Origin of the sequence: Sphingobium sp. IP1 (assembly GCF_002708645.1) — a bacterium.
Classification (GTDB): Bacteria; Pseudomonadota; Alphaproteobacteria; order Sphingomonadales; family Sphingomonadaceae; genus Sphingobium; species Sphingobium yanoikuyae.
Genome location: NZ_NOIW01000070.1, coordinates 20,574 through 29,868, shown reverse-complemented (window position 1 = coordinate 29,868; position 9,295 = coordinate 20,574). Strand labels below are relative to the sequence as shown.

General features: G+C 65.4%; 10 protein-coding genes. 1 reads left to right on the top strand and 9 read right to left on the bottom strand.

What is annotated here, in order from left to right:
• Window positions 1-299: 299 nt before the first annotated feature.
• From CG471_RS20525 to CG471_RS20515, 3 genes are all read right to left on the bottom strand, one after another.
• A complete protein-coding gene (locus CG471_RS20525; protein WP_099233400.1) occupies window positions 300-638 on the bottom strand; it encodes a hypothetical protein in 339 nt (112 codons plus the stop codon).
• Complete coding sequence (locus CG471_RS20520) at window positions 635-1,828, bottom strand: SRPBCC family protein (protein WP_257211627.1); 1,194 nt, start codon at window positions 1,826-1,828, stop codon at window positions 635-637. Before CG471_RS20520 ends, CG471_RS20525 begins: the two co-directional genes overlap by 4 nt.
• A 108-nt stretch (window positions 1,829-1,936) precedes the next feature.
• Complete coding sequence (locus CG471_RS20515) at window positions 1,937-2,527, bottom strand: TetR/AcrR family transcriptional regulator (RefSeq protein ID WP_010337563.1); 591 nt, start codon at window positions 2,525-2,527, stop codon at window positions 1,937-1,939.
• A 99-nt stretch (window positions 2,528-2,626) separates the two neighbouring features.
• On the opposite strand from CG471_RS20515, the gene def reads away from it, so the two are divergent.
• Window positions 2,627-3,157: a peptide deformylase gene (gene def / locus CG471_RS20510; protein WP_004210855.1), complete on the top strand. Its 531-nt coding sequence runs from the start codon at window positions 2,627-2,629 to the stop codon at window positions 3,155-3,157.
• 86 nt (window positions 3,158-3,243) lie between these two features.
• Here def and phoB read toward each other — a convergent pair whose 3' ends face one another.
• Genes phoB through CG471_RS20480 form a run of 6 tightly spaced genes read right to left on the bottom strand, consistent with a single transcriptional unit; the run spans window position 3,244 to window position 9,163 of the window.
• The gene (gene phoB, locus CG471_RS20505; RefSeq protein WP_004210860.1) at window positions 3,244-3,942 is read right to left on the bottom strand and encodes a phosphate regulon transcriptional regulator PhoB; all 699 of its coding nucleotides are present in this window, start codon (window positions 3,940-3,942) and stop codon (window positions 3,244-3,246) included.
• 3 nt (window positions 3,943-3,945) lie between these two features.
• Window positions 3,946-4,641: a phosphate signaling complex protein PhoU gene (phoU, locus tag CG471_RS20500; RefSeq protein ID WP_004210862.1), complete on the bottom strand. Its 696-nt coding sequence runs from the start codon at window positions 4,639-4,641 to the stop codon at window positions 3,946-3,948.
• A gap of 23 nt (window positions 4,642-4,664) precedes the next feature.
• Window positions 4,665-5,453 carry a phosphate ABC transporter ATP-binding protein PstB gene (gene pstB, locus CG471_RS20495; RefSeq protein ID WP_099233398.1) on the bottom strand — a complete coding sequence of 263 codons (789 nt, stop codon included), beginning with the start codon at window positions 5,451-5,453 and terminating at the stop codon, window positions 4,665-4,667.
• 8 nt (window positions 5,454-5,461) lie between these two features.
• Window positions 5,462-6,706: a phosphate ABC transporter permease PstA gene (gene pstA, locus CG471_RS20490; RefSeq protein WP_010337565.1), complete on the bottom strand. Its 1,245-nt coding sequence runs from the start codon at window positions 6,704-6,706 to the stop codon at window positions 5,462-5,464.
• A complete protein-coding gene (gene pstC / locus CG471_RS20485; protein WP_004210867.1) occupies window positions 6,706-8,100 on the bottom strand; it encodes a phosphate ABC transporter permease subunit PstC in 1,395 nt (464 codons plus the stop codon). Before pstC ends, pstA begins: the two co-directional genes overlap by 1 nt.
• A gap of 7 nt (window positions 8,101-8,107) precedes the next feature.
• A complete protein-coding gene (locus tag CG471_RS20480; RefSeq protein ID WP_099233408.1) occupies window positions 8,108-9,163 on the bottom strand; it encodes a substrate-binding domain-containing protein in 1,056 nt (351 codons plus the stop codon).
• Window positions 9,164-9,295 lie beyond the last annotated feature (132 nt).

The window sequence follows — 9,295 nt, the reverse complement described above, 5'->3', positions numbered from 1 at the left end:
ACCGCTCGCGTAGCGAGTGGTGGAGGGGCACAGGCCGGATAGCGCAGCGCCAAGAGGCACCTGCCCCTCCGTCAGCGCTTCGCGCTGCCACCTCCCCGTTCCGGGGAGGAACGTCCACTTCTGGTCGTTAGCCGCCCTACCCACATCCGTCATGCCGGGCTTGACCCGGCATCCCGCTTTTCGATGCAACGGATAAAGAAGCGGGACCCCGGCTCAAGGCCGGGGTGACGATGGCGGCTTCTGGTCGATCCTCGTGATTGCTTGGCCGCACTCGGAATGACGGGGTGGGTCTGCGTCTTTCAGGCGCCTGCCGGGGTCCGGGTAATGTGCATATGCTGGCGCTGGCGGGCGTGGGCGGATTCCTGGTCGCCCAATATCTCTTCGGTCAGCGAGACATGGGCAAGGGTCAGCATCATGTCCATCAGCCGCTGCTCGGCCAGCGGCAGGGCAACGATCGGGTAGCGGTCGAGATGAGCGAGGGCGGCGTCGAGCAGGGGGGCGGCCGCCGCGAAGAAGGCGGCGCGGTCGGCGGGGTCGGCATCGCCGCGCCGGGCGGCACGGGCAATCGAACCGTCGATCGCCCAGTGATCGGCAAAGGGGGCGAGCGCCTCGAAACCAGTGGGAAGGAGCGTGGTCATGCCATTGCCTCCGCCCGCGAGACGGGCCGGGGCGCAGTGCTGGCCAGGTCGGCACGATAAGCCTGCACCCTTTCGTTGACGGCGTTGAAGAGGTGGCGGCAGAGCGCCTCCTGCGCCTGGAAATGGATATGTTTGAGCGCGCCGCTGTTGAGGCCGCGCTGCCCTGCCTCGATCACGTCGCGATCCTCGGCATGGATGTCGCGGGCGCTGGCCATCGCATATTCGCGGGCATAGCGGCGGCTGGCGCAGTCATCCTCGCCCTTCCAGTAGAGGCGGATCACGCCGCGCGAGCGGCTGGCATCGATCGGCCAGACGGTGTGGGAGAAGGGCTGGGCCGGCGATCCGAGGATGAAGAAATTGGGGAAGAGGGCGAGATAGTCGCGGCTGTGCGGGCCGGTGGTGCCGTCGGCCATGGCGAAGCGGGCGGCGCGGCCGAAGGATTGCGCTTGCACCGGCTTGGGCGCGGGATCGGGATTGGTCCAGATCGTCTGGGTGCGGTGGGGGCCGTGGAAGCCCATCTTCACCGGATAGCCGAAGGGATTGTCTTCGCCCACTGCGGGTGCCCCGGAGCGGGGATGGATGAAGCGGAGATGGTAATTTTCCTGGAAATTGTCGTAGGTGAGCTTCCAGTTGGCGTCGATCTCATAGGCATATTCGGAGAAGGTGGTGGCCTGCGCCGCCGGGAAGCCGTCGAGCATGGTCGCATAGGGGCCAAGATCGTCGCGCAGGCTTTTGTTCGGCGTGCCGAGATGGACGAAGATCAGCCCGCCGCAGATGTCGAGCGCGACGCGGGGCAGGGCGCAGTCGGCCTTGTCGACGAAGAAACGATCGAAATCGGGGGCGGCGAGCAGCGCGCCATCGGTGCCGAAGGACCAGCGATGATAGGGGCAGGAGAAGGTGCTGCGCCTGCCGCTTTCCTCCTCGACCAGCTGGGTGCCGCGATGGGTGCAGACATTGTGGAAGGCGCGAATCTCGCCATCGCGGCCGCGCACGATCAGCAGCGACACATTGAGTGCTTCGATCTCGCGGCGGATGAAGCTGCCGCTGTCGGGTAGTTCGCAGACATGGCCGATCTGCAACCAGGCGCGGCGGAACACCGCTTCCCGTTCCAGTTCGAACCAGGCCGGATCATGATAGGGGGCGGCGGGGATCGGCGCGGTGCCGAGCCAGGCCAGACTGTCGTCGCTCATGCCCTGAAAGCCGGGCCGTTCGCCGTGCATCATCGCTCTCCGCTGTCTGTCTTTTCGCCAGCATGAGCGGGTCAATCTGAATTTGCAACACTATTGTTGTAAATTCCGTCAGTCGTCGGCGATGCCATCCCGGCGCAGCACCCGCTGCTGTTCCTGGCGGAAGCGGGCGATGGTGGCTTCGGTGTCGAGGTCGGGGGCGACGCGATGGCGGAAGACGCGCGGGCCGATCAGCGCGCTGGTGAGCAGCATCACGCAATAGACTTCGGCGTCGATCGGCTCGTCGGGGAAGGCGGCGGCAAGGCTGGTGCCGATGCCCGATACCAGGGCGTCCCAATGCGGATAGCTGGCGCGGATGTCGCCCGGCGCGATGAAATCCTCGATCCACAGCGACATGATGGCGGGATTGTCGAGCACGAAGCGGGTGACATAGTCGATCCGCGCCTGACGCGGCAGTTCCGGGCGGAAGGCGGCGACGATCTGCTGCGAGGACCAGAGTTTCACCGCCGCGACCAGGGCATCACGATCGGTGAAATGATAATAGATGGTGGTGCGGTTGACCCCCGCGGCGCGGGCGAGGGCGGACAGGGACAGCGCGTCGATGCCGCGATCGGCGATCAGCCCGACCGCCAGCTCGATCAGCATCTGGTGGGTGTCCTCGAAGGATTTGTAGCGGCGCTGCTGTGCGGTTTCGTCGGTCACGCCCCCTCGCCTAGACCCCGCCGGGCGGGGCGGCAAGCGGCGCGTGGGCCAGCGCCCGTGTCGCTTGAAATTTTCCCCCGTTCCGCCTATGTTTTCGCCATGGCCATTCTTCCGATCCTTGAGGCGCCCGATCCGCGCCTGCGTACCATTTCGACCCCCGTAGAGGCGATCGACGACGATCTGCAGCGTCTGATCGACGACATGTTCGAAACCATGTATGACGCGCCGGGCATCGGCCTAGCCGCGATCCAGGTGGGCGTGCCCAAGCGCATCCTGGTGATGGATCTGCAGGAACCGGAATCGGATGAGGAAGGCGCGCCGCCGGTCAAGAAGCCGATGGTGTTCATCAATCCGGAAATCCTGAAGGAATCGGACGAGCAGTCGGTCTATAATGAAGGCTGTCTGTCGGTGCCCGACCAGTTTGCCGAGGTGGAGCGCCCGGCGGTGATCCGCGCGAGCTGGATGGACCGCGATGGTCGCATCCACGAGGAACAGCTGGAAGGGCTGCTCGCCACCTGTCTGCAGCATGAGATGGACCATCTCGAAGGCGTGCTGTTCATCGACCATCTGTCGCGCCTGAAGCGCGACATGCTGCTCAAGAAGCTGAACAAGGCCCGTCGCGCGGCCTGATCGCGGCTTGTTGCCGAAATAGAAAAACCTCCCCGGCGACCTGCGCCGGGGAGGTTTTTTCTTGTCCGCATGTGGGGGGGCGAGGATCAGTTCAGGCCGTCGGTGTCCAGCGCATAGCCGGCCGAGCGGACGGTGCGGATGATGTCGTGGCGGCCATCGACATTGATCGCCTTGCGCAGGCGGCGGATATGGACGTCGACGGTGCGCAGTTCGATGTCGCTGTCCTGGCCCCAGACGCTGTCGAGCAGACGTTCGCGCGAGAAGACCCAGCCGGGATGCTCCAGGAAATGCTTCAGGAGGCGGAACTCGGTGGGGCCGAGCGGGATGACCTGACCGCCGCGGCGGACCTTGTGGCCGACCGTGTCCATCTCGACATCGGCGAAGGTCAGCGTCTCGCCGGCCAGCGCCGGACGCACGCGGCGCAGCACCGCGCCGACGCGGGCGACCAGCTCGCGGGGCGAGAAGGGCTTGGTGACATAATCGTCGGCGCCGGTTTCCAGCCCGCGGACGCGATCCTCTTCCTCGCCGCGCGCGGTCAGCATGATGATCGGCACATTGGCAGTGCCGTTCATGCGGCGCAGGCGACGGCAGACCTCGATCCCCGACAGGCTTTCGACCATCCAGTCGAGCAGCACGATGTCGGGCGTGTTTTCCTGCGCCATCAGCAGCGCTTCCTCGCCATCGACGGTATGGGCGACTTCGAAATCCTCACGCTTGAAATGCCAGATGAGCAGTTCGGCGAGCGCCGCGTCATCCTCCACCAACAGCATCTTCGCCCGCGCCATGCCTCAATTCTCCTGCTGCTGGGTGCCGCCGCGTTCGCGTTCGGGCAGGGTCTGGCCCGTTGCGGCATAATAGACCATCTCCGCGACATTGGTCGCATGGTCGCCGATGCGTTCGATATTCTTGGCGATGAACAGCAGGTGCGCGCACTCGCTGATCGTCTTGGGATTTTCGACCATATAGGTCACCAGCGTGCGGAATACGCTGTCGTAGAAATCGTCGACCACCTGGTCGCGCTCCACCACCGCCAGCGCCAGTTCGGCGTCGCGCGCGGCGAAGGCGTTGAGCACGTCATGCACCATCTCGGCCGCGACCTGGCCCATCGAGGGCAGCAGCGACACCGGTTCCAGCTTGTGCTGGTTGGCAGCGATCAGCGGCACGCGCTTGGCGATATTCTTGGCATAGTCGCCGATCCGCTCGACCACGCTGACGATCTTCAAGGCGGCGATCACGTCGCGCAGATCGTTGGCCATCGGCGCGCGCAGGGCGATGATCTGCACCACCAGCTTTTCGACTTCCGCTTCCAGCGCGTCGATGCGCTTGTCGTCGGCGACGACTTCGGCGGCGAGACGCTGGTCCTGGCGCTGGAGCGCCAGCATCGCATTCTCGATCGCCGCTTCGGCGCGACCGCCCATTTCGGCGATCAGGCCGCGCAGCCGGTCGATTTCCTCGTCAAATGCCTTGATCGTATGTTCAGCCATGTCTTGTCTCTCTCCGCGCGGGATCAGCCGTAGCGCCCGGTGATATAGTCCTTGGTCCGCTCCTGGCGCGGGTTGGTGAAGATGTCGCTCGTCACGCCATATTCGACCAGTTCGCCCAGGTGGAAGAAGGCGGTGCGCTGCGACACGCGCGCGGCCTGCTGCATGTTATGGGTGACGATGACGATGCCATAGCGACCGCGCAGTTCGTGGATCAGTTCCTCGATCTTGGCGGTGGCGATCGGGTCGAGCGCCGAGCAGGGCTCGTCCATCAGGATGACTTCGGGTTCGACCGCGATGGCGCGGCCGATGCACAGACGCTGCTGCTGACCACCCGACAGGGCGGTGCCGCTGTCGTTGAGGCGATCCTTGACCTCGTCCCACAGGCCGGCGCGACGCAGCGACTTTTCGACGATCACGTCCATGTCCGCCTTGCCCGCGGCGAGGCCGTGGATGCGGGGGCCATAGGCGATATTTTCATAGATCGACTTGGGGAAGGGATTGGGCTTCTGGAACACCATGCCGACCCGCGCGCGCAGCTGCACCACGTCCATCGAGGGGGCGTAGATATCCTCGCCGTCGAGCGTGATCGTGCCTTCGACCCGCGCCGAGGCGACGGTGTCATTCATGCGGTTGAGGGTCCGCAGGAAGGTCGACTTGCCGCAGCCCGACGGGCCGATGAAGGCAGTGACATGGTCCATGTCGACATCGATCGACACGCCCTTGATCGCCTGTTTCTCGCCATAGAAGACCTTGACGTCACGCGCCGTCATCTTCGGATTGGTCACGGCCAGGCTTTGCTGTTCTTCGGTCATGGGTGTGATTACCACCGTTTTTCAAACTTGTTGCGCAGGTAGATGGCGAGGCCGTTCATCGCGAGCAGGAAGGCCAGCAGGACGATGATCGCGGCCGAGGTCTTTTCGACGAAGCCCTTGGAGACTTCGTCCGACCAGAGGAAGATCTGCACCGGCAGCACAGTGGCCGGATCGACGATGCCACCGGGCGGCGTGGCGATGAAGGCGCGCATGCCGATCATCAGCAGCGGCGCGGTTTCGCCGAGCGCGCGGGCCATGCCGATGATCGTGCCGGTCAGGATGCCGGGCAGGGCCAGCGGCAGAACATGCTGGAACACGACCTGGACCGGCGAGGCGCCGATGCCGAGCGCGGCGTCGCGGATGCTGGGCGGCACCGACTTGATCGCGTTGCGGCCGGCGATGACGATGACCGGCATGGTCATCAGCGCCAGGGTCATGCCGCCGACCAGCGCGGCCGAGCGGGGCAGGTGCAGCAGGTTGAGGAAGATCGACAGGCCGAGCAGGCCGAAGATGATCGAGGGCACGGCCGCCAGATTGTTGATCGACACCTCGATGATGTCGGTCCACCAGCTCTTGCGGGCATATTCCTCCAGATAGAGCGCCGTGGCGACGCCGATCGGGAAGCTGAGCACCAGCGTCACCAACATGGTCAGCAGCGACCCCTTGAACGCGCCCCAGATGCCGACCTGGGTCGGATCAGTGCCGTCGCTGGCGGTCAGGAAGCCCCAGTTGATGCCGGTGGCGAGCAGGCCGGCCTGACGCAGGCGTGCGACCTGTGCCTCGGCCTCGGGCGATCCCTTGCTCTTGGCGGCGAGGTCGATCGCGGTCGCGGCGGGCACGTCGATCGTCTCGGTGCGGGCGAGGATCTTGGGATCGGCCTTGATCGCGTCGCGGATGGCAATCCAGGCGCTGGGCGAGATCATCGCGTCGGCATCCTTGCCCAATGCCTTTTGCGCGACGGTGCTGGTCACCATCGGCAGATTGGCGTTGGCCAGCGCTTCATCGGTGATGTTGGCCGGATCGAGCAGGAGCGGCGAGGCCGGGAAATCGACCTTGAGGGCGATTTCCGTGCGGGTGAAGCCGCGCATGCCATTGCCGACCATGGTGAAGAGCAGGAAGGCGAGGAAGGCGGCGCTGAGCAGCACGGCGGCCATGCCGGCGGCCTTGAAGCGGCGCTCGGCGGCATAGCGCCGTGCGATCCGCTTGCGCATGGCGTCCGACTTCCAGTCGGTGGGGAGGCGTTCGGCGCTCATTATTCGTAAGCCTCGCGATATTTCTTCACGACCCGCAGGGCCACGATGTTGAGCAGCAGGGTGACGATGAACAGCACCAGGCCGAGCGCGAAGGCGGCAAGCGTCTTGGCGCTGTCAAATTCCTGGTCGCCGGTCAGCAACTGGACGATCTGGGTCGTCACCGTGGTCACGCTGGCAAAGGGGTTGAGGGTGAGGTTGGCAGCCAGACCGGCGGCCATCACCACGATCATCGTCTCGCCAATCGCGCGGCTGACGGCGAGCAGCACGCCGCCGACGACGCCGGGCAGGGCGGCGGGGATCAGCACGCGGCTGATCGTCTCGCTGGTGGTGGCGCCCATCGCCAGGCTGCCGTCGCGCATCGACTGCGGCACGGCGGCGATGCTGTCATCGGCCATGGAGGAGACGAACGGGATGATCATCACGCCCATGACGAGGCCGGCGGCCAGTGCGCTTTCGGAAGAGGCGCCATGGATGCCGATCATCACCGCAAAGTCGCGCAGGGCCGGCGCAATGGTGAGCGCGGCGAAATAGCCATAGACGACCGTGGGCACGCCCGCGAGCATTTCCAGCGTCGGCTTCATCCACTTGCGCACCGTGGGGCTGGCATATTGGGTGAGGTAGATGGCGCTCATCAGGCCGAGCGGGATGGCGACGATCATGGCGATGATCGCGCCGATGAAGATCGTGCCCCAGAAGAGCGGCACCGCGCCGAACGCATCCTCATTGCCATAGCCCATGGCGGCCGACTGCGGGCTCCATTTGGTGCCGAACAGGAAGTCGATCGGGTTCACCATGGAGAAGAAGCGGAAGCTTTCCCACAGGAGCGAGGCGACGATGCCGAGCGTGGTGATGATCGCGATCAGCGAGGCGATCAGCAGCGTCGCCATGACCAGTCGCTCGACCCGTGTGCGAGCACGGAAGTCCGGACGGACGCGGGTGAAGGCATAGGCGCCGCCGGCAAAGGCGAGCACCAGCGCCAGCACCGCGCCGGCAATGCCATAATGGCTGAGCGCGGTGCGATAGGGTTCGACCAGCGCGTTGGCGGCCGGGTTGAAGGCGCCGGCCTGCGCGCCGGTGGCGATCGCCCGTGCCTCGCCCAGGATGGCGGAGCGGGAGAAGCCGTCCATCGGCAGGCTCTGCGCCGCCGGGTCGGCCAGGACCGACTGGGTGACGAGGCCGGGCGAGACATTGGCCCAGACCGCCAGGAAGATGCCGGCCGGGATCAGCGTCCACAGCGCGACATACCAGCCATGATAGCCGGGCAGGCTGTGTACCGCGTCGCGGCGGCCGCTGGCGCGCGCCACGCCGGCAAGGCGCAGCGCACGGGCGCGGGCGCTGACCCAGGCGATCGCGCCCAGGCCCGCCAGCAGCAGGAGGATTGCAGGACCGGTCATGATGCCCTTACTTCAGCTGCGAACCGTCGAGGACGCTGAGCGACTTGACGATTTCGGCGCTCTTCTTGCGCACGTCTTCCGGCGCCGCGACCATGCCGCGCTTGGTCAGCGCGCCGTCGGGGTTCCAGTTGGCGGCGAAGGTGTCGAGGAAGCCCTGCAGGCCACGGATCGCCTGCATATGCGCCTTCTTCACATAGATGTAGAGCGGGCGGGCACCGGGATATTGGCCGGTCGAAACGGTCTCGTAGCTGGCTTCGATGCCGTTGATCGGCACATCCTTCAGCGTGTCCTTATTCTCTTCCAGGAAGCTGTAGCCAAAGACGCCGACGGCGTTCGGGTTGGCGCCCAGCTTCTGGACGATCAGATTGTCATTCTCGCCCGAGTCCACATATTTGCCGTCCTCGCGGATGCGGGTGCAGGTAGCCTTGAACTCGTCCTCGCTCTTCTTCTTGAGTTCTTCCATCGCCGGGTCGGTCTCGCAACCCTTGGTCAGGATCAGTTCGGCGAGCGAGTCGCGCGTGCCGCTGGTCGAGGGCGGGCCGAACACCGAGATGGCGATCGCGGGCAGGCTGGGGTCGACATCCTTCCAGGTCTGGGCCTTGTTCGGACCCTTGCCATAGGGATTGGCGGCCAGCGCCTCATAGACGATCTTGGGGGTGAGCTTGAGGCCGGGGCCCTGCTTCGATTCGGCGAAGGCGAGGCCGTCGACGCCGACCTGGATCTCGATGATGTCCTTCACGCCATTGCTCTGGCACTGTTCGAACTCGGCCTTCTTCATGCGGCGCGAGGCATCGGCAATGTCGGGATGCTGGGCGCCCACGCCAGCGCAGAACAGCTTCATGCCGCCGCCGGTGCCGGTCGATTCGATGATCGGCGACTTCATGCCGGGATTGCCCTGCACGAACAGTTCGGCGACCGCAGTGGCGAAGGGATAGACGGTGGAGGAACCGACCGCGCGGATCTGGTCACGGGTCGCGCCAGCGCCGCCGCCCGACTGGTCGCCGCAGCCGGCAAGCGAAAGAGCGGCCACAGCGGTCGCGGCGAAAAGGGCGAATTGCTTCACGGAAACCTCCAACTAACAGGCCGCGATTCGCAATGTCGCGCCCCTCAGGGAGGCGCCTAGCCGCGGACCATCGCGCCTTTGTGACAGTCAGATTGCATTTTCATGACATAGGGGCCGGATCGCGTCTTCGGA